This is a genomic window from Ochrobactrum sp. SFR4 (genome assembly GCF_019730395.1).
Classification (GTDB): domain Bacteria; phylum Pseudomonadota; class Alphaproteobacteria; order Rhizobiales; family Rhizobiaceae; genus Pseudochrobactrum.
On sequence record NZ_JAAPBB010001113.1, the window covers coordinates 1 to 249 of the forward strand.

The window sequence follows — 249 nt, forward strand, 5'->3', positions numbered from 1 at the left end:
TGAAAGGCATTAAATAGTGATGAAAGTAATAGCTGACTGTAAAGGATAAACCATGGCCTCAGTTCTCGTTTTTGCCGGATCAAACCGTAAAAATGCCTATAGCGGTCAGCTCGCCGCAGCAGCTGTGCAGGAACTGACGCGGCAAGGAGCTGAAGTCACGCAGATTTCACTGAAAGATTATCCGTTGCCGATCATGGATCAGGATCTGGAAGCGGAAGAAGGTATTCCGGAAAATGCCTATAAGCTTGC

1 protein-coding gene is annotated in these 249 nt (G+C 47.0%); it reads left to right on the top strand.

All coding sequences use genetic code 11. From position 1 onward, the window contains the following. Positions 1-52 precede the first annotated feature (52 nt). Positions 53-249 (top strand): NADPH-dependent FMN reductase (locus HBA93_RS22490; protein WP_221724715.1); only part of this gene is annotated, 197 nt, incomplete at its 3' end.